Source organism: Streptomyces sp. MMG1533, assembly GCF_001279775.1.
GTDB lineage: Bacteria > Actinomycetota > Actinomycetes > Streptomycetales > Streptomycetaceae > Streptomyces.
Window position 1 is genome coordinate 1 of record NZ_LGDG01000264.1, and the last position, 23,081, is coordinate 23,081.

At 70.4% G+C, this 23,081-nt stretch carries 18 protein-coding genes; 8 read left to right on the forward strand and 10 right to left on the reverse strand.

Annotation, left to right across the window (positions count from 1 at the left end; all coding sequences use genetic code 11):
* Nucleotides 1–139: 139 nt before the first annotated feature.
* The gene (locus tag ADK57_RS40035) at nt 140–1,663 is read left to right on the forward strand and encodes an RICIN domain-containing protein (RefSeq protein WP_107091766.1); all 1,524 of its coding nucleotides are present in this window, start codon (nt 140–142) and stop codon (nt 1,661–1,663) included.
* A gap of 155 nt (nt 1,664–1,818) precedes the next feature.
* On the opposite strand, the gene ADK57_RS40040 is transcribed toward ADK57_RS40035, so the two are convergent.
* The 3 genes from ADK57_RS40040 to ADK57_RS40050 form a co-directional block, all read right to left on the reverse strand.
* Entirely contained in the window at nt 1,819–2,637 is an 819-nt protein-coding gene (locus ADK57_RS40040) for a hypothetical protein (RefSeq protein ID WP_234390554.1), read from the reverse strand.
* Nucleotides 2,634–4,274 (reverse strand): serine/threonine-protein kinase, encoded by a 1,641-nt coding sequence (locus ADK57_RS40045; RefSeq protein ID WP_053754650.1) that lies wholly within the window; start codon nt 4,272–4,274, stop codon nt 2,634–2,636. Before ADK57_RS40045 ends, ADK57_RS40040 begins: the two co-directional genes overlap by 4 nt.
* A gap of 384 nt (nt 4,275–4,658) precedes the next feature.
* On the reverse strand, nt 4,659–5,867 hold the full coding sequence (locus ADK57_RS40050; RefSeq protein ID WP_053754651.1) for a serine hydrolase domain-containing protein: 1,209 nt from the start codon (nt 5,865–5,867) through the stop codon (nt 4,659–4,661).
* Between the two features lie 395 nt (nt 5,868–6,262).
* Between ADK57_RS40050 and ADK57_RS40055 the strand changes: the two genes are divergently transcribed.
* From ADK57_RS40055 to ADK57_RS40065, 3 genes are all read left to right on the forward strand, one after another.
* Nucleotides 6,263–7,066, forward strand: a complete 804-nt coding sequence (locus tag ADK57_RS40055) for a hypothetical protein (RefSeq protein ID WP_053754652.1) — start codon at nt 6,263–6,265, stop codon at nt 7,064–7,066.
* Between the two features lie 324 nt (nt 7,067–7,390).
* On the forward strand, nt 7,391–8,431 hold the full coding sequence (locus ADK57_RS40060) for a LacI family DNA-binding transcriptional regulator (protein ID WP_053754653.1): 1,041 nt from the start codon (nt 7,391–7,393) through the stop codon (nt 8,429–8,431).
* 302 nt (nt 8,432–8,733) lie between these two features.
* Nucleotides 8,734–10,758, forward strand: coding sequence for an RICIN domain-containing protein (locus ADK57_RS40065; protein WP_063786086.1), 2,025 nt, complete (start codon nt 8,734–8,736; stop codon nt 10,756–10,758).
* Between the two features lie 76 nt (nt 10,759–10,834).
* Here ADK57_RS40065 and ADK57_RS40070 read toward each other — a convergent pair whose 3' ends face one another.
* The 4 genes from ADK57_RS40070 to ADK57_RS40085 form a co-directional block, all read right to left on the reverse strand.
* The gene (locus ADK57_RS40070; protein ID WP_078973594.1) at nt 10,835–13,198 is read right to left on the reverse strand and encodes a glycoside hydrolase family 3 N-terminal domain-containing protein; all 2,364 of its coding nucleotides are present in this window, start codon (nt 13,196–13,198) and stop codon (nt 10,835–10,837) included.
* Nucleotides 13,199–13,372: 174 nt separating this feature from the next.
* Nucleotides 13,373–14,311, reverse strand: a complete 939-nt coding sequence (locus ADK57_RS40075; RefSeq protein ID WP_078973595.1) for a carbohydrate ABC transporter permease — start codon at nt 14,309–14,311, stop codon at nt 13,373–13,375.
* Nucleotides 14,308–15,159, reverse strand: coding sequence for a carbohydrate ABC transporter permease (locus ADK57_RS40080; RefSeq protein WP_107091767.1), 852 nt, complete (start codon nt 15,157–15,159; stop codon nt 14,308–14,310). Before ADK57_RS40080 ends, ADK57_RS40075 begins: the two co-directional genes overlap by 4 nt.
* A 44-nt stretch (nt 15,160–15,203) precedes the next feature.
* A complete protein-coding gene (locus tag ADK57_RS40085; RefSeq protein WP_078973596.1) occupies nt 15,204–16,529 on the reverse strand; it encodes an ABC transporter substrate-binding protein in 1,326 nt (441 codons plus the stop codon).
* A 397-nt stretch (nt 16,530–16,926) separates the two neighbouring features.
* On the opposite strand from ADK57_RS40085, the gene ADK57_RS40090 reads away from it, so the two are divergent.
* Complete coding sequence (locus tag ADK57_RS40090; RefSeq protein ID WP_053754657.1) at nt 16,927–17,412, forward strand: barstar family protein; 486 nt, start codon at nt 16,927–16,929, stop codon at nt 17,410–17,412.
* Here the strand turns inward: ADK57_RS40090 and ADK57_RS40095 are convergent.
* From ADK57_RS40095 to ADK57_RS40105, 3 genes are all read right to left on the reverse strand, one after another.
* Entirely contained in the window at nt 17,392–18,543 is a 1,152-nt protein-coding gene (locus ADK57_RS40095; protein WP_234390555.1) for a sensor histidine kinase, read from the reverse strand. The two genes, ADK57_RS40090 and ADK57_RS40095, sit on opposite strands and share 21 nt — an antisense overlap.
* Before the next feature lie 217 nt (nt 18,544–18,760).
* On the reverse strand, nt 18,761–19,498 hold the full coding sequence (locus ADK57_RS40100; protein ID WP_053754658.1) for a response regulator transcription factor: 738 nt from the start codon (nt 19,496–19,498) through the stop codon (nt 18,761–18,763).
* Nucleotides 19,499–19,513: 15 nt separating this feature from the next.
* Nucleotides 19,514–19,984, reverse strand: coding sequence for a hypothetical protein (locus tag ADK57_RS40105; protein WP_053754659.1), 471 nt, complete (start codon nt 19,982–19,984; stop codon nt 19,514–19,516).
* A 367-nt stretch (nt 19,985–20,351) separates the two neighbouring features.
* Here ADK57_RS40105 and ADK57_RS40110 point away from each other — a divergent pair, with 367 nt between their 5' ends.
* From ADK57_RS40110 to ADK57_RS40120, 3 genes are all read left to right on the forward strand, one after another.
* Entirely contained in the window at nt 20,352–21,038 is a 687-nt protein-coding gene (locus ADK57_RS40110; protein WP_053754660.1) for a hypothetical protein, read from the forward strand.
* A gap of 77 nt (nt 21,039–21,115) precedes the next feature.
* On the forward strand, nt 21,116–21,541 hold the full coding sequence (locus ADK57_RS40115) for a barstar family protein (RefSeq protein WP_053754661.1): 426 nt from the start codon (nt 21,116–21,118) through the stop codon (nt 21,539–21,541).
* A 248-nt stretch (nt 21,542–21,789) separates the two neighbouring features.
* Nucleotides 21,790–23,079 carry a tachylectin-related carbohydrate-binding protein gene (locus ADK57_RS40120; protein WP_053754662.1) on the forward strand — a complete coding sequence of 430 codons (1,290 nt, stop codon included), beginning with the start codon at nt 21,790–21,792 and terminating at the stop codon, nt 23,077–23,079.
* Nucleotides 23,080–23,081: the final 2 nt, after the last annotated feature.

Below are 23,081 nucleotides of genomic sequence, written 5' to 3' on the forward strand. Positions count from 1 at the left end.
CCACCGCACCAGGCCCCCGCCGCACCACGCTCCCCCGTACCCGGCCCCCACCCTCTCCGCTTCGGACGCGCAAGCGGCACCGCCGTGCCTGCCTCCGAACAGACGCGGGCCCGGGACCTCGACGAAGAGGTGAAGAAGCATGTCCCAAGGAACGCCTTCCGGCCCGAGCCACAGCCGCAGACGCGGACGCGGGCGCGGACCAGGGCGCACTGCCGCCGTCCTGCTCCTGACCCTGCTGGCAGGTGTCGCCGCGCTCCTGATACCCGCCTCGGCCGCCCAGGCCGCCACCACCGTGACCTTCACGACCGGCGCGGCACGGACCGACACCAGCGGCAACGCCCTGCAGCTCCACGGCATGGGCATCATCAAGGTCGGTGACACCTGGTACGGCTTCGGCGAGAACAAGACGGGCGTGACCTCGTCCAACACGTCCTTCCAGGCCATCGCCTGCTACAGCTCGACCGACCTGGCGAACTGGACGTACCGGGGCGACGCGCTGTCCCTGCAGAGCAGCGGCGACCTCGGCCCGTCCCGGGTGGTCGAGCGGCCGAAGGTGATCTACAACGCCGCCACCCAGAAGTACGTGATGTACGTGCACATCGACAGCCTCACCTACTCCGAGGCCAAGGTCGGTGTCGCCACCAGCAGCACGCCCTGCGGCCCCTACGACTATCGGGGCAGCTCCCGCCCGCTGGGCCAACTGAGCCGTGACATCGGCCTGTTCCAGGACACCGACGGCACCGCCTACCTGATGTCGGAGGACCGCAACAACGGCCTGCGCATCGACCTGCTCTCCAGCGACTACCTCACCCCGGTGAGCACGGTCGCCATCCTGGGCAGCGGCGGCGGCGCCAACAGCTTCGAGTCACCCGCGATGATCAAGGCCAACGGGATCTACTACCTGCTGGCCTCGCACCTGACCGGCTGGAGCCTGAACGACAACGTCTACTCCACCGCCACCTCCATCAGCGGCACCTGGTCCGCGATGAGGAACTTCGCCGCCCCGGGCACCAAGACGTACGGCAGCCAGACCGCCAACATCATCACGGTGGCCGGCACCTCCGGTACGACGTACATCTACGCCGGTGACCGCTGGAACGCCTCCGACCTCGGCGCGTCCCAGCTCATCTGGCTGCCACTGACCATCAGCGGTACGACGGTGAACCTCGGCCAGTACCCGACCTGGTCACTGGATGTCCAGGCAGGCACCTGGACGCCGAACAGCGGCGTGCCGAGTGCGACGGCCCACACCCTGACGAACTCGGGCAGCTCCATGCTGCTCGACGTCACCGGCGCCTCCACCGCCACCAACGCAGGCGTCATCCAGGCGACCGGCACGGGCGGGGCGGACCAGCGGTGGACTCTCACCAAGGTCTCGGCCAACATCTACACGCTGAAGAACGTCAACAGCGGGCTGTGCCTGGACGTCCCCAGCAAGTCGACCGCAGAGAACCGCCAGCTCATCCAGTGGACCTGCAACGGCGGCACCAACCAGCAGTTCTTCTTCGACCTGGTCGGCAGTTACACCGGCAGCGTCTACATGCTGGTGGCCGTGCACAGCGGGCTGAACATCGGAGTGCTGAACAGCGCGACGACGACCGGAGCGGCCGTCGTCCAGCTGACGGGCACGGGTGCGACGAGCCAGAAGTGGACCGTCGGCTGACGGCCTCGCGGTGAGCCCGTGAGTGCCGGCCCGGGGCAGCGGGCCGGCACCATGGGCCCGGCCGTTTTCTCGCCGGCCCGGCCCGGGCACTGTGAGCGGCGCGGAGCCGGGTATTCCCGGAATGCCTGAACGACGGTCCGACCGGCCGACGGCCGTCAGGGGCATTCGTACGTGAGGTGGGTGGTGACCGTGCGGTGGCCAGGGGAGAGGATCCGTAGTTCGGCCCGTGCCGTGTAGTGGCCCTTGCCCTGGAAGGTCCACAGCAGGTGCAGACGTGCCTGTCTCTGGCCCCGGACCACCACTTCGCGCAGGACGCCCGAGGCGGTGCCGTCGCTTCGGGTCCAGCGGTAGGAGAGCGTGCCCGGTCGGCCGTTCGTGTCGACGAGGGCGACTATGTCCGCTGTGCCGTCGCATCCCAGAACCGTCGGCCGGGCCGTGACCGCCGCCGTACGCACCGCGACGGAAGGCCCGAGGCGCTGCCAGGCGAGGAAGGCGATGACGGCGATCAGCACGAGCGCGGGCAGAGCGTGTCTTCGCAGACGTCGGCGCGGGGGCACGCGAGGCGGCGGCACCGCGGGCAGCGTCCTGTGAGTACGGTCCGCGACGGCGGCTGTCACCCCCGGGCCGAAACGCAGCACGGTGCCTTCGGAACGGTCGGGCAGCGTCGGCGGCGTCGGCAGGATCTCCGTGGAGGGCTGCCCGACGAGGGTGGTGTCCTCCCGCTCGGGCCTCTGGATCCAGTGGCTGGCCAGCACCGTGGCGCTGTACTCGGCGTCGGCGGAGCGGGGTTCGTCGCTCGGGGCGTGTTCGTCGGTGGGGCCGAGGTGGAGGGTGGAGGTGTGGTCGTCGGCGGGGCCGAGCACCCGGGTTTCGTCGGCCGGGTCGAGCACCCGGGTTTCGTCGGCGGGGCCGAGCACCCGGGTGGGTTCCCAGTCCTCGGCAGACGCGGGAGTGCGGTCGTTGTGAGCGCTCATCCGATGACACACCGCCTGGTCAGAAGCTGCTGCGAGGCGCCGCCGTCGGCGGAGGCCGGAGTGGTCGTGGCCTGCACCGCCCAGTAGCAGCCGGTGCCCTGGAAGGTGTGGTCGACGGTGAGCGTGTACTGGGTCGCGCCGCTGCGCTCGAACGTCTGGGACGCACCGTCCGGGGTGCCGAGCTGTCCCCCGGTGTTACCCGTGAACCACGAGACGGTGATGGAGAGCGGCCCGGTGCCGTCCGTGGTGATGTCGATCGTTGCCGTGCCGGTTGTCGGACCCGTCTGCTGGAAGCCCGACACCGCGACGTCCTTGACGGCGGGAGCGGCCGGCGGGGTGGGGGAAGCGGTCGTCGGCGTCGCCTCGGTGGTCGCCCCGCCGGGCGTACTCGTCTCCGGGGCCGGAGCCGTGGTGGCGGACGCCGAGGGCTCGTCGGTGCCGGCGGTCGCCGGGTCCGATGGCGACAGGCTGGGTGACACGGTGGACGTCGGGGTCGGCGGGGACGAGCTCGCCGACGCGGTCGGACCGGTGGGCCCTCCCGGCTCCACACCGGGCTGGGCACTGGTGGTGGCCAGGGCCTGCGCCGCCTGTTGCGGATCCGCTCCCGGGGTGTGCTGGATGCCGTAGGACAGGACGACGGCCAGAAGCACGGCCGCACCGGCCACCAGCATCCCCGGCCGGCCGGGACGCCACGACTGCGCCCCGCCGAGGCCCGGTTCGCGGCTCAGGACCGTGCGTGCGGTGTCCGTGGTGGTTCGCGGGGCGCTGCGGGCCGAGGGCAGCAGCAGCGGCAGCAGGGCCACCAGCGCGGCGAGCCGGCCGCGGCCGCGTTCCTCCCAGTCGGGCCCGTAGGCGGCGCCGGCCACCGCCTCGAGTTCGGTGACGAACTCCTCGGCGTGTGTGGGCCGTTCCCGCGGGTCCTTGGCCAGACCGCGCCGGACCAGCTCCCGCACCGCCTCGGGGGCCTCCTCTGCGGGTACGGGCGCGTCGACGTGCTGCAGCGCGAGTTCGGCGAGATTGTCACCCGCGTACGGCTTGTGGCCCGTCAGGCACTCGAAGAAGGTGGCCGTGGCCGCGTACACGTCGGCGGCGGGAGAGGCGGGCGCGCCGGTCCACTGCTCCGGGGCCATGTAGGAGGGGGTTCCCGCCACTCCGACGCTGGTGCCGGCGTCCACCGCGATCCCGAAGTCGACGAGCTTGGACGATCCGTCCGGCAGGACCAGGACGTTCGCCGGCTTGTAGTCGCGGTGGACGACGCCGACGCGGTGGGCGTCGGCCAGGCCGAGCAACGACCCCTTGAGGACCACGAGTGCGGCCTCGGGATCGAGCGGGCCCTCCCTGGTCAGCAGGGCCCGCAACGAGACACCGTCCACCAGCTCCATCACGATGGCGGCGCCGTCCGGGCTCTCGACGTACTCGTACAACCCGGTGACGTACGGGCTCTCCAGGCCGCCGAGCAGCCGCGCCTCCGCCCTGAACTCGCGTACGAAGCCCGGCCGGGTGCGCAGTGATTCGCTGAGGTACTTCACCGCGACCGGAACGCCGGTCTCCTCGTGCACGGCCAGGACGACCCGCCCGCTTGCCCCCGATCCGAGCTCCAGTGACTCGGTGTATCCGGGCACTGCCCATGTGTTCATTCCAGCCCCCCAAGGCCGCGCGTGCTGCCGGAAACCCACCCGCCTCGGAGCTTCGGCCACGCGCCCAAAGACACATTTCCAGCCACTGCGGTTGCGGTGCGGCATCCGGTATCCCCGTTCCGGACGTCGGCAGCCGGCATATCGGAGGGAGCACCACTGGATAGTGCCTCAGAACCTGTACAGATCGGCCCGGAACGCCGGTAACAGTCCGGCGTACGGTCCGGGACCCACGCGGGTGCGCGACCGACCCGGCCCGTTTCCTTCCCCTTTCGCCGCCGCTGCGACGTGGATCAGGGGTGGCTGAAAGAGATCGGATGAATCAAGCGGGACGCGCCACCGGTGACCGGGACTTCGGGTGCAACGGTGGAGCGGGTGGGGGGGCTTCTAGCGCGGGGGGACCGGGCGGTCGTAGATGTTGCCGGGGGTGACGATCTCAGTGATCGCTCGGGCGACCAGCGAGGACGGTTCCTGGCCGTCATGTGTGTCGTCGGTGTTGAGCAGCAGCACCAAGGTCGCCTTCCGCGAGGGGAGGTAGACGGTCACGCTTTCGTAGCCCGGGATGGAGCCGTTGTGCCCGATCCAGCCGCCGCTCTCGAAGATGCCGAGGCCGTAGCTCGTGCCGGGGTAGCCGGTCGGCAGCATTTTGAGCCGCTGCCTCTGGGTCTCCGGGCTGAGCAGCGTCCCGGTGGCGAGGGTCTTGGCCCAGCGGCGCAGGTCGTGCAGGTTGGAGATCATCGCCCCGGCCGACCAGGCCCAACTGGGGTTCCAGTCGGTGGAGTCCTCGACCTCGCCGCTCAGCGTCTGATTGGTGTAACCCCGCGCATGCGGCTCGGGGAACTCGGGGCCGCAGGGGAACAGCGTGTGGTCGAGGTGGGCCGGGCGGAGCACCCGCTGGTGGATGAAGTCGGCGACGCTGTGACCGCTGATCTTCTCGATCACCAGGCCGAGGAGGACGAGGTTGCTGTTGGAGTACTGGAACTGCTTGCCCGGTGCGAAGGTGTTGCGGTGCTTGAAACCGTACGCGAGCACCTCCCGCGGGGTGAACGAGCGGCTCGGGTCGCTCAGCAGGTCGTGCACGAAGTCAGGGTCGGCCGTGTAGGGGAACAGGCCACTGCGCATCTCCGCGAGGTGGCGCAGCGTGATCCTGCGACCGTTCGGCACGCCGCGGACATAGCGGGAGATCGGGTCGTCCAGTCGGATCCGCCGGTCGTCGACGAGCTTGAGCAGCGCAGTGACCGTGAAGGTCTTGGTCTCGCTGCCGATCCGCATGTACAGGTCGGTGGTCATCGGCTCGCGGGTGGCGGTGTCGGCAACCCCGGTCGCGCGGACGTAGCATCCCTTGCCCGGCATCCACAGTCCGACGGCGACACCCGGGATGCCTGCCTCCCGGCGGACGTTCTCGACGGCCTTGTCCAGCCGAGCGGTCATGTCGCGACCGAGGCCGTCCGGCGGGCACTCGTCCCGGCCGTGCCGGTCGACGCCCACGAGGCGGACCGCAGTGGCGCCAGTGGCAGGAGTCGCTGCCATCGGGGTCAGTACGGACCCCACCAGCAGCGCAGCTGCGAACAGACGTCGGGAGGGACTACGTCGCATGTCGGGGCCGTTCTTCCGGATCGGAGCTGACGGTGCAACGCCACCATCCGGAGTCCGGTGGGAGGTCCTCCTGCGGTACGCGTCCCTGCGAGTCCACTCGATCGGACCGACGTTCGCTCTCGACACATGGCCGGCCCGCATGCCGGGACGGCCTCGCGTGAAGGCGGCGATGGGTCGCCTGCGCACGTGCCTGCGTGACGCAAGGCGGCGCGTCGACGAACTGCTGTGCACAGCCGATGTGTTGCTGTGTCACGGCTGTGCCACGGCGGCGTCCTGAAGGGAAGACGGGCGTGACCTGCGGGCTCTGGGGTCCCTCATAGTCGTCACGGAGCGGGAAACCGGCGGAGAACGCCGCCGGCTCCCCTCTGCCCCCACCCCGGAAGGAACCTCCCGTGATGAACCGCCACCTGCGCAAGGCCGTCGTCGCCACCGCCGCGATCACCGCCGGGCTGCTGATGACGGCGTGCCAGAACGGCACCGACGACAGCTCGTCGGGCAGGAGCGGAACGGGCAAGAGCGGAACGGGCGCGACGGCGGTCGCGGAGAAGGCGTCGGACTCCAAGAACTCCAAGAACTCCAAGAACTCCGAGGGCGTCAGCGGTTCGTTCGAAAACGGCGAGGTCACCTATCTCGCCCCGGGCAAGTACATCGTGTCCGTACCGGGCAAGGACGCCCAGCAGTTCCTGGTGGCCGACGACACCGAGGTCTACGGCGTCGGCACGATATGCGGCGAGGCGGGATCCAAGGTGGACGCGCCCTGCACGCTGGATCAGCTGGAGGCGGCGGCCAAGAAGGACGCCGTGAGCGCCGACGTGGAGATGAAGAACGGCATCGCCACCCTGGTGACCGAGCGGCGTGCCGCCCAGCAGGACGCCGGCTCCGACTCCGGCAAGACCGTCGTCGAGGGCATCGACGAGGGCAAGGGTGTCAACGGGACCTGGTTCGGCAACGTCTCCTACCTGGCGCCGGGCAAGTACACGGTCAGCGACATGAAGGGCACCGAGCAGCAGTTCCTCCTCGCCGAGGACACCAAGATCTGGGGCTACGGCGACATCTGCGGTGACACGAACACCGGTGAAGGCGGCCAGGGCGGCACCGAGTGCACCGAGGCCGAACTGGAGACGGCCGCCAAGAAGGGCTTCACCGCCGAGGTCGTGATCGGCAACGGCATCGCGACCACCATCCGCGACGACCACTGAGCCGCATCCCAAGCCGTGAGCGCGAGTTCGGTTCGCCTCAGCCGGTCCAGTGGCCCGAAGTGAAGGTCACCGCGAGCACCACCATCAGCGGAGCCACCGCGCCGACGTACGCCTCCTTCACCCACCCGCGCCGCAGGCTCCAGTGGGCTGGCATGCATCCCGCGCTGCACCTGCCGCCCGTGATCTGGATCACGTTGCCCTTTGAGCCCCGCCCCTCCGGTCTTGCCTCCTCGTACCGGGCCCCGTTACCTTGCGGCGGGGTCTCTGGCCAGGTACGCGGTGCGGTCCGGCGCATCAACGTTCGGCGTACGGAACGGACATCGGGTGACAGGTCGAGGCAAGGGCCGGCAGGAAGCGCAGTACGGCCTGCTCACGAGCATCGCCGCCGAGGCGGAGGTCTCGCTCAGCACCGTGTCCAAGGTGGTGCACCGACGCCGGGACGTGGGCGCGGTGACGCGGGACCGGGTCGAGGAGCTGCTGGCGCGACACGGGTACGTCCGCCCGTGGGAACGGGACCCCGCGACGCCCCGCCAGATCATCGTCGTCTTCCGCGACCTGTCCGGCCCGTACACGCTGGAGGTCGCCCGGGGGATCGTCGACGCGGCCGGTGAGCTCGGCATCGACGTGGTCACCGGGACGACGAGCCGGCGGTCGATCTCCGGGTGGCTGGAGGAGTGCGTGGCGCTCGGCGCGGCGGGGCTCGTGATCGTGATCTCGATGCTGGCCGAGGAGGACCAGCGACGGATCGTCGAGCAGCGGCTGCCGGTCGTCCTGATCGACCCCCTCAGCGCACCGTCGGAGGACATTCCCAGCATCGGGGTGACGAACTGGAGCGGAGCCCGGGAGGCGGTTCAGCACCTGCTGGGCCTTGGCCACACCCGGATCGGCATGGTCGCCGGCCGCTCCCACTCCCTGGCCGGGGCGGCGCGCGTGCACGGTTACCGGGCCGCGCTGGAGGAAGCCGGGGTCGCCTACGACCCGGCGATCGTCCGCTCGACCGACTTCGACTACGCCGAGGCGCTCGCCGCGAGCCTGCAGATGCTGCGGGCCGAGGATCCGCCCACGGCCGTCTTCGCGGCCAGCGACGCGCAGGCACTCGGCGTGCTGGAGGCAGCCCGGCAGCAGGGACTCTCCGTACCGGACGATCTGGCGGTCATGTCCTTCGACGACACGCTCGTGGCGGCCATGGCCTGTCCGCCGCTGAGCGCGGTGCGCCAGCCGTTCGAGGAGCTGGGGCGCGAGGCGACCCGGGTGCTGCTGGATCTCGCCCAGGGCCGGCCGCCCGCGTCCCCGCGTATCGAGCTGGCCACGGAACTGGTATTGCGGACTTCGACGTCCGCTCGCCGCCGCGTCAATACCGCGTAACCCGTGACCTCGCGAAACCCTTTCGCAATGTGCCGGTGACAGTGCGGTGTCCCCTGCGAATACTGGCCTCCTGCACCGCACCCCTCCCCCATTCCCTCCATGGAACGTGGTGCGCGCCTCCCTCGGTGAAAGGAACGCCGTTGACAAGATCCTGGGCGCGAAAGGCATTCGCTTCGGCGACGGCCCTCGCAATAGGTGGGGCATTCGCCGTTGCCTCCGCGACGACCGCGTCGGCGTATCAGCCGAGTCCGTCGAATTTGTATACGGCGGACAATGCCGCAGCCTGCAACAAGAATCCCTGCGTGCTCTACCCGAAGTCGGCTCAGCTGCCGAGCGGGCGGATCGTGGCGGCGTTCGAGAACAGTCAGAGCGCTCCGGTGGGGCAGACGATGCCCGTCTACAAGAGCGACGACGACGGTACGACGTGGGCGAAGCTGGCCGACGTCAAGGCGCCCGCCTACCTCTCCGGCGACTCCGCGTACGCGAAGTACACGAGCAACTGGACCAACCCGTATCTCTATGTGCTCCCGCAGGACGTCGGTTCACTGAGCGCCGGCACGCTGCTGCTCGCGAGCATCGTCTCGGGCGACGACTACTACTACGAGGAGCACAAGGCCGCCGACTCCAGTTGGTCGCCGTCCGGTGACGGCGACCGCAAGGACGTGGCGCTCGCCCTGTACGCCAGCACGGACGACGGCGCGAGCTGGAGCTTCAAGAACATCATCTCGGCCGGCGGCTGGCAGGGCGGCAGCGCGGGCAGCATCGGCCGCGTCTCCACGGCCAACACCGACGCCCAGGTCGATCCCGTCTGGGAACCGCACCTGCTCGCCCACAACGGCAAGCTCATCGCCTACTACTCCGACGAGAGCGACTTCACCGGCTACAGCACCAGCACCGGTGCCCCGACCCTCGCCACAGACAACGACACGGCGACCGACTCCGGCGGCCAGGTCCTCGTCCACCGGACCTGGGACGGCGGCAGCGGCACGTCCTGGAGCAACCCGGTCGTCGACGTCCCGGGCTCCACGGTGAGCGTGGGCGGCAGGACGGAGATCGGCGGCGGCCGTCCGGGCATGACCACCATCGCGCCGACGACCGACGGCAAGTGGCTCCTGACGTACGAGTACTGGGGCGGCGGCACCAACGTCCGCTACCGGATCTCCGACGACCCGACGAAGTTCTTCTCGGCCACGGACGCCGCGATCACCTCGCTGCCCGTGCCCTCGGGCGGGAACACGCTGTCCACCGGCGGCAGCCCGGTCCTCCTCCCGATGCCGGACGGACGGATCGTCTACAACGCGTCCGGCAGCGGCAGCGTCTGGGTGAACGAGTCCGGTCTGAGCACCGGCACGTGGAAGCAGTACCAGACGCCGATCGCCGCCGGGTACAGCCGCAACCTGCAGTACGTCGACGGCACGGGACGCGTGCTCATCCTCCAGGCGTCCTGGAGCGGTGGCAGCGTGGGCCCCGTGAAGTACGCCGAGGTCGACCTCGGCCGCTCCGACGGCGCCTACTACAGCCTCGTCAACCGGCTGACCGGCCAGGTGCTCGGCACCGCGTCCGGGAAGACGCAGGACGCCAACCTCACCGGGAACACCCCCGACCTCGTCCTGGGCGCGGCGGACTCCACCGCCGACACGCAGCGCTGGCACCTCACCGCCAAGGGCGGCGACGTGACGCTGCTCAACAAGGCCGGGGGCCGCGCGGCCGCCATCTGGACCGGCAGCGCGACGGCCGGGCAGAAGCTGGCCCAGTGGGTCGACGACGGAGCCACCGACAAGGTGTGGACCCTCGTGTCCACGACCAACGGGTACTACAAGCTCCGCTCGGTCCGTAACACCAGCCTGTACATGACCGGAGCGACCGCGGGCGGCTCCGTCACGTTGGCGGCGTCGACCGGCGACGGCTCGCAGGAGTGGCAGCTGGTCCAGGACCCGCTCCCCACGGACTCGACCTTCACCCTGAAGGGCGCCTACTCCGGCCGCTGCCTCGACGTCCCGAACGGCCAGACGGGCGTCCAGGTCCAGATCTACGACTGCTCGGGCAACGCCAACCAGACCATCACCCGGACCGCGGCCGGCGAACTCCGCGTCTCGGGCAAGTGTCTGGCCGCCGACGGCGACGGCACCACCGCGGGCACCAAGCTCATCCTGTGGGCCTGCAACGGAAAGACCAGCCAGCAGTGGTCCTTCCGGGTCGATCGCACCATCGTCAACCGCTCCAACGGCCTGGTCATCGACGTGACCAACTGGGGCAAGGCCAACGGTTCGAAGGTCCAGCTGTGGACCGGACTGGGCAACGCCACCCAGCAGTGGACCCGAAGCTAGGTCCTGACCGGTACGAACAGAAGGCGGCGCCACCGGTCGATCCGGTGGCGCCGCCTTCTCGTCTCGTCCCCCCGGCTCACTCCCGCTCGACGGTCACGGGCACGCCGTGATGCCGTACGACCGTCGCGTCCCGCTCCTCGCCGACGAGCCGGACGGCGTCCCGCACCGGTGTGTCCAGGCTGGAGGAGCCCGCCTGGAGCAGGATCTCGCCGGGCTCGACGATGCGGCGACCGTCCAGACCGGTGAAAGCGAGGCGGTCGGTGTGGACGTGGAAGCGGACCGTGGCCCGCTCGCCGGGGGAGAGGGCCACCTTGGCGAAGCCGAGCAGGAAGCGTACTGGCCGCGTGACCTGGGCGACCGTGTCGACGGCGTACAGCTGGACGGTCTCGGCGCCCGCGACCGTCCCCGTGTTCCGCACCCGCGCGCTGACCGTGAACTCCCCGTCCGTCGGCACCTGTTCGCGGTCGACGGACAGCAGGTCGATCGCGAACGTGGTGTACGACAGCCCGTGGCCGAACGGGAACGCGGGCGTGGGGTCGAGGTTGGACAGGAAGCTCTGCCGGTCGCCGAGCGGCGGGTGGAGGTAGGTGTACGGCTGGCCGCCCGGCGAGGTGGGGATCTGCACGGGGAGCTTGCCGCTGAAATTGGCGCGTCCGGACAGGAGCCCGGCCACCGCCCGGCCGCCCTCCTCCCCCGGCAGGAAGACCTGCACCATGGCCGCGGCGGCGGACGCGAACCGGCCCACGGCGTAGGGCCGGCCACTGCTGACGATCAGCACGACGGGCTTCCCGGTCGCCAACACCGCCTCGACCAGCTCCTCCTGGACGCCCGGCAGGCGCAGGTCCTCCACGTCGCAGCCCTCACCCGACGTGCCGATGCCGAACATGCCCGCCTTGTCGCCGACGACCAGGACCGCGAGGTCGGCAGCGGCGCAGGCCGCCACCGCGGCCGGGATCCCGGAGCGGTCCTCGTCCCGGATGGGGCAGCCCTCGGCGAACTCCCAGTGCACCGCCGGGAGTTCCTCGGCCAGCGCGGTACGCAGGGAGACCGCCTCGACACCGTTGCCGAGGTCGTCGCGCTCGGCGAGCACGTGGTTGGGGAAGCTGTAGCAGCCGAACATGGTGCGTACGTCGTCGGCGCACGGGCCGATCAGCGCGATCCGGCCGGCGGACGGGAGGGGCAGGGTCCCGTCGTTCGACAGCAGGACGGCACTCGACTGCGCCACGGCGTAGGCGAGTCCGCGGTTCTCCGGTTTGTCCAGGTCGAGTTCACCGGCGCGCAGGGCGTAAGGCCGCGGGTCCCAATCGGGGTCCAGGAGTCCGAGTTCGATCTTCTGCCGCAGCACCCGGCGTACGGCGCGGTCGACCAGCTCCTCCTCCACCATGCCCTCCTCCACCGCGTGGACGAGGGCGTCACCGAAGCCGCGCTGGTCGGGGAGCTCGACGTCCATCCCGGCGCGCAGGGCGAGCGCCCCGGCGCCGGGCAGGTCGGCGGCCACCCGGTGGGCACTCACCAGGAAGGGCAGCGACCAGTAGTCGGAGACGACGGTGCCTTCGAAACCCCATGCCTCGCGCAGGACTTCGGTCAGGAGCCACCGGCTGGCGGCGGGTGCCTCGCCGTCGATCTCGGCGTAGGAGTTCATGACCGACCGTACGCCGGCGGCGACCAGGCGTTCGAAGGGCGGCAGGATGACGTCCAGGAGTTCGCGGCGGCCGATCTGCACGGGGGCGTGGTTACGGCCGCCCATGGAGGCGGAGTATCCGGCGAAGTGCTTGAGGGTGGCGTACACGCCGGCGCTCTGCAGACCGGTGACGTACGCCTCCCCCATCTCTCCGACCAGGTACGGGTCCTCGCCGTAGGTCTCCTCGCAGCGCCCCCACCGGTAGTCGCGGATCACGTCGACGACCGGGGCGAGCCCTTGGTGGACGCCGGCCTCGGCCATGTCGGCGCCGATGGCCTCGCCGACCCGCCGGATCAGCTCCGGGTCGAAGGTGGCCGCCATGCCGAGCGAGGTGGGGTAGATCGTCGCCCCGTACGCGGTGAAACCGGTCAGGCACTCGTCGTGCGCCATGGCCGGGATGCCGAGCCTGCTCTGGCCGACGATCTGGCGCTGGCGCTCGGCCAGGGCCCGGGAGTGCTCCAGGGCGGGCCGGGGCAGGGTGCCGTACGGGCGGGTGAGCTGGCCCAGGCCGTGCCGGGCGGTCTCGTCGAGGTCGCCGACCCGGTCGAAGATGCTGGTGCCGGGCGCCACTTCCGGGCCGGCCGGTTCGACGTCCTCCCAGGCGCTGCCGAGTTGCGCGACCTTCTCCGGGAGGGTGAGCCGGGCGAGCAGGGCCTCGACCCGGTCGGAGGTCGGCAGGGCGGGGTCGGTCCAGGGCCGGTCGTCCTCTTCGGGGTCCGGCTGGGGGATGCCGCCGTGGTCGGGCATGGTGGTCGTCATTCACGACTCCTCGGGGGATCGCACATGTGCTCGCGAGGGGGCGTGCGGGGTGTGCGTGGGCACGCCGACGGGGCCGGGCGCGCTGCCCGGCCGCTGCTCGGAGCGAACTGTTCGCTGAAGGGAGCTGCTGTGGAGCTGCTGAAGGGAGCTACTGAAGTGGGCTGCTGAAGTGGGTCACTTGGAGAAACCGGCGGTGAGACCGGCGACGAGCTGGCGCCGGGCGAGGATGAACAGCGCGAGCATCGGCAGGGTGGACAGCACCACCGCGGCCATCGTGGCCGGTACGTCGATGCCGAACTGGCCCCGGTAGAGGGTCAGCGCCACCGGCAGCACGGCCTTGTCGCCGCTCTGGGTGAGGATGAGCGGGAAGAGGAAGCCGTTCCAGACCTGCAGTCCGTCATAGACGGCGACCGTCATCAGGGCCGGGCGGGCCAGGGGTGCCGCGAGCGAGAAGAGCATGCGCCAGTCGCCGGCGCCGTCGACGATCATCGCCTCGAACAGGGAGCGGGGCACGTCGCGCAGGAAGCTGACCAGGATCATCACCGTGATCGGCAGCGCGAACGCGGCCGAGGGAAGGACGATCGCGAGGAGGCTGTCGTACAACTGCATCCGGATGATCAGCAGGTAGACCGGGATGATCACCGCCTGCAGCGGGATGGCGAGCCCCAGCAGGAACAGCCGGAACGACAGCCGGGACAGGCGGGTTCCGGCGCCCCGGACGATCGCGAAGGCGGCCATGAGGGCGACGGCGACGGTCAGGGCGACGGTCGCCACGGTCACGATCACGCTGTTGAGCAGGTAGGTCGTGAAATCGCCGGCCAGGACGGTCCGGTAGTTGTCGAACGTCGGGTGGCCGGGCAGGGCGAGTGGGCTGTCGGAGGTGAAGTCGGCACGGGTGCGCAGGCTGGTCACCACCAGCCAGTACACGGGTACGACGGCGATCACCGCCCAGAGGAGCGTGGTACTGCCGGTGAGGGCGCGGCGCACCGCGCCGGCGGCCGTGAGGTGGCGGGCGCGACCGGGCCGCGAGGGCGCGGGGGGCCGTCCGACGCCCTGGTCACGGTCACCCGTGCCCGTACGGGAGTGGCGGGCCTTCGTCACGGTGGTGCTCACATGCCCTCCTGCCGGCTGTCCATCCGGGTGAAGCCGGACAGGCGGGTGGTCAGCAGCGACAGGCCGAGGCCGAAGACCACCAGGAGGGTGGCGACGGCGCTGGCGCGGCCCATGTCGTGGGCCTGGAATCCGGTGATGTACATGGCGAGGGGAAGGACGCGGGTGGCGGTGCCGGGGCCACCGGTTCCGCCGGACAGGACGAAGATCAGGTCGAAGTAGGTCAACGAGCCGACCAGCATGAGGGTGCTGGAGGTGACCATCGTGTACTTCAGCTGCGGCAGGGTGATGTGCAGGAAGCGGGTCGCCGGCCCGGCGCCGTCGAGGGCGGCGGCCTCGTACAGGGCCGTGGGGATCTGCCGTATCCCGGCCTGGTAGAGCAGGGCGTGGAACGGCACGAACTGCCAGGCGATCACGAAGATCACCGTGTACAGGGCCAGGTCCGGCGAGCCGAGCAGCGGCTTGGCCAGCCAGTGCAGGCCGGGCGTGGCGCCGATACCGAAGGACGGGTCGAGCAGCGCCTGCCAGGTCAGACCGATCGCCACCGCCGACAGCAGCAGCGGGAGGAAGAACAGCACGGCGAACAGCGCCCTCCCCCGCCCCCTCGGCGCCTGGAAGACACCGAGGGCCAGGGCGATCGGCGTCTGGACCAGCCAGCTCACCGCCATCACCTTGACGGTGAGCCCCAGCGCCTGCCAGGTGGCGCCGTCGGCCAGGACGGCACTCCAGTTGCCGACGCCCGCCCAGCCGACGGAGCCCAGGCCGTCCCAGTCGGCGAGGCTGAGCGCCACCACCCCGACGAGGGGGACCAGCCCGAACAGGCCGAAGAGCAGCAGGGCGGGGGCGACCATGAGGAGGCCACCGCCTCCTCTGCGGCGTGCGGGGGCGGTGAGCGTCACGACCCCGCCTTGCTCATGTTGGTACCGAACTCGGCGGGCGGGATCTGGCGCAGGAACGACTTGTCGGTGTTGGTCAGCAGCGGGTCGGCCTGGTCGGACGGCAGGGCCTGGTCCCAGGAGAGCTGGAAGCCCGGCGCGTTCTGCACCAGGTCGTAGACGAAGGTGAGCCAGTCCTTGTCGGACGACGACTTCACCGCCGCCAGCTTCGGCTCCAGGCCCTTGACCGGGGGCACACTGCCGGCGGCGAGGTAGGCGTCGGCCTGGGAGTCGTTCAGGACGTAGTCCTTGAGGTAGGTCAGCGCGGCGCTCTTGTTCTTGGTCGCCGAGTTGACCGACAGGAAGTTCGAGGGGTTGCCGACGATGCTGTTCGCGCTGCCGGTGCCGCCGGGCAGCGTCGGGAACGCGGTGTAGCCCAGGTCGCCGTTCTTCAGGAAGTCGGGCGCGGCCTTGGCGATGTTGGCGTACTCCCAGGTACCCATCACCTCCATCGCCGCCTTGCCCGTGTAGAGCAGGGCGGTGGAGGCGCCCTGGTCGTAGTTGACGGAGGAGGCGTTGTCCCCGAAGGCACCGGCCTTCGACAGGTCCTGGAGGTACTGGTTGGCCTTGGTGACCGACGCGTCCTTCCACACCGAGGCGTCACCGGAGGCGATCTTCGTGAACACCTGGGAGCCGCCCTGGCGGTCGAGCAGGTACTCCAGGTACATCAGCGTCGGCCACTTGGAGTTCGCGGCGAGGGAGAGCGGCACGACGTCCTTCGCCTTCAGCTTCTTCACGGCCGCCAGCAGGTCGTCGTACGTCTTCGGCGGCTCGACTCCCGCGTCGGCCAGCACCTTCTTGTTGTAGTAGAGGACGACGGGGGCGAGGCCGTTGGCGGGCACGCCGTAGACCTTGCCGTCGAAGGTGGCGCTCTGCATCACGCTCGGGGTGAACCGGTCCGTGTCCGCCCCGGTCTGCGTCAGCGCGTCGACCTTGCCGGCCTTGACGTAGTCGTTCAGCGCCCCGCCGCCCCAGCTGAAGAAGATGTCCGGGGCCTGGTTCGCGCCGAAGGCGACACGCAGCTTCTGCTTGTAGTCGTCGTTGGCGAACAGCCGCAGGGTGATCTTCTCGTCCGGGTGGTCCTTGTTGTAGGCGTCGACGGACTCCTTGAGGATCGTCTGGTCGTTGAGCGCCCACATCGTCAGGCCCTTCGCGGACGACGCGGTGGACGGCCCCGAAGTCCCGCACGCGGCAAGGCCCATGGCCGCCGTGAGGGTGACGGCGGACGCGACGACGAGTCGAATTCTCGGGCTTGTGAGATTGCCGCTGACCGGGATTCTCCGCATGGTGGTGCCTCTCTTCTTTCCACATGCCATCGGTGAGCCAGGCAGATCGGAAACCGATACGAAAGGCTTTCGGATGCCACGCTGCCGACGGCCTGCCTGCTGGCCGGGACACTGACACGGAATTCACAGCAGGGACAAGCACGGGAAATGCCTCGGTTACGAAATACTTTCGCGAACCGTATTCCTCCCCGGAAAGCAGCCAGGCTACGAGACCGCTCCCGATGGTCGCGTGGTCCTCGGTCCCGCCTTCTGCGGCGCGAGTAACAACTGCCCATCACCGCTGATCGGTGCCTGTGTCGCGGCTGCCGCACGCCTGAGACGACGGCCCGTTTCCCTGTGGGTGTCGGACGTCCCCTTCCCCCCGGGGGCGTCCGACGCCCGACAGGAAGTGAACGAGATGAGCGAAGCGGCGCACTGGATCCGGCTGTCGTCCGCGCCGGAGGCGGCCCGTTCCGCGGCGTACGAGATCCGCGGGAGCCTTTGCCTGACCACCCTCGGCGTGTTCGCGGAGTGGGCCGGAACGCTCGGTTTCCCGGGGTACTTCGGGTACAACTGGGACGCGTTCGAGGACTGCATGTTCACCGTGGCGCGGCCCGGGCCGCGCGGCCCGGACGGCGAACCGAGGGCTCCGCTGACGATCGTCGTACGGGACGCCGCCGGGCTCCTCGCGGACGAACCCCCGCGACAACTGGCCACCCTCCTGGACGTCCTGAGCGATGTGGCAGGCCGCTGCAGCGTGCGCCGTCCGTCCTCCCCCGTGCGCGACCCGAGGCTCCTGCTGCTCCTGCACGACTCGCCCGCCCACCTCGATGAGCTGGCACGGCGCATGGAACAGGCGGGGTTCACCGTTCCGGGCCCGGACTCATGGGATCTGCCGCGGTAGTTCGAGCACCACCTCCGCCCCGCCCTCCGGACGGTTGCCGAAGGTGAGGCGGGCGCCGAGGAGGCGGGCCTGGCCGACGGCGATGGTCAGACCGAGACCCGTGCCCGTGCGGGCGCCGGTGCGGAACCGCTGCGGGCCCGAGGTGCGCAGTACCGCGAGCAGGTCCTCAGGGAAGCCGGGCCCTCGGTCCCGGACCCGGACGACGACGCCCTCGACCTCGACCGTCACGGGCCCGGCGCCGTGTTTCACCGCGTTGGCGGCGAGGTTGGCGAGGATGCGCTCCACCCGGCGTGGGTCGGTCTCCACGACGTCGTCGCGGCCGATCCGGACGCTGACTCCGGCCAGCCCTTCGGCCGCCCGCCGCGCGAGCGCGCTCACCTGCCGGGCTTCCACGTCGACCCGCGTGACCCGAGCGTCCAGCCGGGCGACCTCCAGCACGTCCTCGACAAGGCGGTGCAGGGTGTGCGCGCCGTCCCGTACGAGGTCCGTCGCCTGCCCCGGCGGCAGCAGCGAGATCGCGGTGAGCATGCCCGCCACCGGCGAACGCAGCTCATGGGCGATGTCGGCGGTCACCCGGCGCTCGGCCTCCAGCCGGGCCCCGAGGGCGTCGGCCATGGCGTCCACCGAGGTGGCGAGGCGGGCGATCTCGTCCCGGCCGGCCGGCGCGACCCGGGCGCCGAGATCCCCGTCGGCGATGCGCTCCGCCATGACCGCGGCGGCCGTGGCCCGGCGGCCCATCCGGGCACCCAGCAGGAGCCCGCCGGCCGAGGCGGCCACGGTCGCCAGAGCACCGGCTGCCCACAGGGCCCGGTCCAGTGCGGCGAGCGCGCCGGCCTCGGGGCGGTACGAGCGGCTCACCGCCAGCACGTTCCTGTCGGAGACCCGCCCGGCGGCCCACAGCACCGGGTGGTCACCCTCCGGGTCCTGCAGATACGTCACCCGGTGTCCGGCCCGCACCGCGTCGGCCACCGGCCCGGGCAGATCCGGCGGATCGAGCCGTCCGCCGTGCTTGCCGCCGACCGCGTACTCGGCGGCGGCACTCAGCAGCCGGTCGTCCAACGCACGCCGGGCGGAGTCCAGTTGGTCCCCGGCGACGATGTGGTGCACCAGCACGCCCACGACGACGGACACACCGGCCGCGACGACGGCGATGGCGAGGCTGATCGTCGTACGGAGGGTGCGGAGGGGGCGAAGGGGACGGAGGGGGCGAAGGGGACGGAGGGGACGGAGGGGACCGGGCGCACCAGCGGCACCAGCGGCACGGCGAGAACGGCGCGCGGGTGGAGACCGGCGCGCACGGGCGGCGAAAGAGGTGCGAAGCGTCATGAGACCACTGCCCGGCAGGCGGCTACGGTCTCAGCTTGTAGCCGAAGCCGCGGACCGTCTCGATCCGCTCCCGGCCGACCTTGGCCCGCAGCCGCTGCACGCTCACGTCGACGACCCGCGTGTCGCCCGACCATGCGTAGTCCCACACCCGCTCCAGCAGCAGATCCCGGGTGAGGACCGTGCCCGGGGCTGCGGCGAACTCGCGCAGCAGCTTCAGCTCGATGGTGGTGAGGGAGAGGGGCACCCCGTTCCGCAGCACCTCCAGGGAGGCGGCGTCGAAGGTCACGTCCCCGAAGCACAGCGCCGGACCCGCGGCAGGCGGCGCGGGCACGGTCACCGGCACGCGGGTGGCCTCCCGCTCCGGGAGGGGTGTCGCCCGACGCAGCATCGCCCGCACCCTGGCGACCAGTACACCCAGGTCGAACGGCTTGGTGACGTAGTCGTCGGCCCCTGCCTCCAGCCCCAGCACCACATCGACGGGATCGGACCGCGCCGACATCAGCAGCACCGGCACCCCGCTCTCCGCCCGGATCCGCCCGGCCAGGGAGACTCCGTCGAGGCCGGGCAGCATCACGTCCAGCAATGCGATGTCGGGCGTCCGCTCACGGAAGAGCCGCAGACCTTCGAGACCGTCGGCGGCCGCCGCCACCCGGTAGCCGTGGTCCGTCAGCCCGAGCGTGGTCGCGGCGCGGATCACCTCGTCGTCCTCGACGAGCAGGACGTCGTGGGTGTGGGTGTGCTGCTCGGGCGCGTCGTGCATGGCTCCTCCTGCGGTTCACTTCTCCGGCACATGCAGTGTCAGATCGTCCAGGTCAGGCTCCGACCAGGCCGGCGCCGGCCTGCCGTCAGCCGGGGACAGGGACGCGTGTGCGTAATAGGCGGCGTGCGCCCGGCGGGTCAGGCCGGCGAGCACGAGCGTGACGGGATAACTGGGAATGCTGTCGTCCTTCTCGAGGCATCCGGGAGCGCAGTCCATGTCGAAGGAGATGCCTTTTCCGACCGCCCGGTTGCCACCCCATTGCCGCCATGTCAGATGGCTCACATAGGTGTGCTGCGTGAGCCCGAGGTTGTCGGGCCGGTCCCACGGCACCGACTGGAAGTCCGTGACGTACGTCGTGCCGTGCCACGCGATGGCGGTGGGCGCGGCACCCTCGACCCGCACGCCGTCAAAGACCCCGCATCCCGCGACCAGGGCGCAGGCGGCGAGGAGGGCCGAGCCGTTCAGAAACAGCCGAGCACCATGCATGTCCGCCCTCTCTCCTTATATCGGCGAGAACCGCACCAGTGCCACACATTTGCCTGACCAGTTGAACGATAAACGGATGGGCGGCAAACTCCGCGTGCCCGACCGCGTGGCGTTCACAACACGACAAGCGCCGCCCGGGCGACGGCTGACGACGACGGCCTCGTACATCTGCCGACGCCACTGCCGACGTCCCCCTGCCGACGGCAGGTCGCGCAGGAGATGTCACACCTGTGCATCAGCCCTGCCGACCCACTGCAACACGACTGCGGGACGCCTGCGACACCGCTGTTCGGCGCCTGACATGCCCGGTTGGTTCTCTTCCGGCATCCGAGGCAGCCGCCTCGGGAAGACCCAGCAGGGAGACGACATGACCGAGACACTCGCGCCGTCACGCCCGTCGAACGGGGAGCGCGACAAGAAGACGGCCGGGCGCCGGAGGAGGTTCGCCATGGGGGCGCTCCTCCTGGCACTGGCCGGAGGCATCGCCACCAACCCCGTCACCACCGACAGCGCGTCCGCCCAGCCGTGCACGCAGGTCTGCCAGGCAGCCCCGCAGCGCGGAGTCAGGCCCAACGGTGTCACCGCCGCGAACTGGAGCCTGGCCGTGCGAGCGGCCGACATGTGGAGCAGCCGCGCCGCCACCGGACGGAACACCATCACCTGGCAGGGCCAGAACAACCGGACCACCTACGCCTACGAAATGCGGTCGGGGCGCCGTGGCTGGGTGGGCGGGCGCAACTGGATGTACGTGCCGTGGCAGCGAGGGGACGAGTACTACTTCGCGGGCGGGCGGCACATGGACTACGGCGGCCATCTGCAGACGTTCGAGAGGACCTTCGGCGTTCCGGCGAGTTCGGCCACGGGCGGCAACAACAACACCCCGTACCGCGAGTACGACTTCTACGCCTCGAGCGCGGCGGTCCAGGGAGGCACCGGCCTCGCGTCGCCGTTCCGGCCGCGCGGTGCCTGGCGCCTCGTCCGGAACGTCAACACCGGCCATGTCTATGTGACGTTCAACCACTACACGACCTTCTACTACCTGGGCACGTGGTAGCAGACAGCTCGCGGGCCCGCCGGGGTGACACCCCGGCGGGCCCCGCTCTCCCCCGATTCCCGAACCGGAGTGACGACGTGAACGAGACACCGACGGCGCCCTGGATGCGCACGCCGACCAGCTGGACGCCGGGCGGGATCGCCGAGGCGAAGGTGATCGACGGGTCCCGCTGCCGCTCAGCCGCGGGCCTGTTGACGGAGTGGTCCTCCGTCCTCGGCTTCCCGGACCACTTCGGCCACAACTGGATGGCCCTCGCGGACTGCCTCCATGACATCCGGTACACAGCAGCCGACCCCGTGACCATCGTCCTGCGGAGTGCCGGTCAACTCCTCGTCGACGAATCCCCCGATGTCCTGGCGGCCTTCCTGTCGGTATTCGGCGACGTCGCGACCGCCGACACCGACGATCCCCCTCTCCTGCTCGTGATCGACGACACCCCCGACCAGCTCGCCGACCTGACCCGCCGCGCGAGCGAAGCCGGACACACGGTCACGCCGAGCTGAAAGGCGTGGGCGGCCGACCGCCGTACCGGCCCGGCCCCGGGAGCGCCGACGCCCCGTCAGGACGCAACGGGCCAGGGACGCTTGCGTCCAGGCGATCTCTCTTCCAACCCCCGTGACCTGCGGCGAGAGTAACTCCTGCCACCGGGCGTCACACCCAGGACAAACCTTCACAGCTGCACCTGCAGGGCAGCTGTCTGGGCCAGGGATGTGCCTTCGCCCGCTCGACTTCCATGCCGCAGGAGAAACTCATGAAGCTGAGCAACGCCATCCGCCGTACATCCGCCGCGCTCGCCGTCGGCGCGATGTCCCTCGGGCTGGTCACCGTGACCGGCGGAGCCGCGCAGGCCGTCGCCTCGTGCACCGGTGACGTGTCGATCTACGGCACGCTGTCGGACGGCCGGCTGACGTACACGCAGGTCGAGCCGAACACCGGGGACCGCGTCAAGACGCTCATCGGCCCGAACCTCGGCTTCACGCCCAAGGCGATGGCGACCCTCAACTTCAATACGGTCCTGGTCACTTCGACCACCGGTGACCTCTACCGCGTCGACGTCCAGACCAACAACACCTCCCTCGCGGTGTCCGGAGTCGTCAAGATCTGGGACGGCGGCTGGACCTTCGACAAGATGGTCTACGACGGCGCCGGTCACCTCTACGGCACGGTCGACGGGCAGCTCCACCAGTACCTGGTGTCGCAGGACAAGCCCTCGGGGTCGGCCCACATAGGCCAGCACGTCGTGATCGACACCGGCTTCGTCCTCAAGACGCTGGCCGCCGCGGGCGACGACCGCATCATCGCCTCGACCTCGGACGGCCGACTGCTCAGCTACAAGATCAACGGCGTGAACGACTGGGACCGCTCGGTCCTGAAGTCGAGCGGCTGGTCGGCGGTGGACTCGCTCTCCTCGCCGGGCGGCGGCCTCTACTACGGCCGTACCAACGGCGGCATGTACTGGTACCACGACGCGGACCCGACCGACGGCGACGGCAGCGACATCGCGTACCACCCCACCGACCCGGTGGACGCGTCCGGCTGGACCCAGAGCCTGCTGTCGGCCTACGCCGACAACTGCGCCTACGTGGCGCCGACCCCGCCGAAGTCCGTACAGGGCGGCACGATCTACCGCAACGAGGTCATCGCCCGGGCCAAGGACTGGTACAGCCGCAACGTCCAGTACAGCCAGAGCGCCTACGCCAGCGACGTCGACGGCGACCACTCCTACCGCACCGACTGCTCCGGCTTCGTCTCCATGACCTGGCACCTCACCACCTCGCTGACGACCCAGACCCTCCCCAGCGCCAGCACGCAGATCTCCAAGGCCGACCTCAGGCCCGGTGACGCGCTGAACTCCAGCAGCGAGGGGCACGTAGTCCTCTTCGCCGGCTGGAAGGACCAGGACGCGGGCTCCTTCTACTACTACTCCGAGGGCAGCCCGAGCTCCGACATGAACTACTCGGTCGCCAACGCCTACAGCGGCACCATCGACAGCCACGCGGCCTCGTCGTACGTCGCCCTGCGCTACGACAAGATCGCCTGACG